This window comes from Aquabacterium parvum (assembly GCF_001447195.1).
GTDB lineage: Bacteria > Pseudomonadota > Gammaproteobacteria > Burkholderiales > Burkholderiaceae_C > Aquabacterium > Aquabacterium parvum.
The window spans coordinates 1-273 of record NZ_LFRI01000254.1 but is presented as its reverse complement, the minus strand read 5'-3'; the positions used below and the strand labels follow the sequence as shown (position 1 = coordinate 273).

At 63.0% G+C, this 273-nt stretch carries 1 protein-coding gene; it reads right to left on the bottom strand.

The genetic code is table 11. The annotated features are described in order from the left end of the window. Nucleotides 1-13 precede the first annotated feature (13 nt). Nucleotides 14-273, bottom strand: a 260-nt coding sequence (locus ABG80_RS22660; RefSeq protein WP_160322501.1) for a hypothetical protein, incomplete at its 5' end; no start/stop codon positions are given.

Below are 273 nucleotides of genomic sequence, written 5' to 3'. Positions count from 1 at the left end.
GTCAGCGTGAGCATCACAGGCTCCCTTGATCCAGGGCACCGGAACGCTCGATAGCTTCCTCGGCGCGGGCCAGCGCATCAGACACAGCAGCCTCGATGAACTCGCGCTTGCTCATGTCGAGCAGGTTCGTCACTTGCTCGAGGCGCTCGATCAGCGAGGGATGCACCTTGGCGCACATCTGGCGCAGCTCGGTGAGCTGGCCTTGATCAATGGCCTGATCGACCAGCCGGCCCATGTTGGCACCGTGGCTCAGGGCCTTGAGCTTCAGCACCT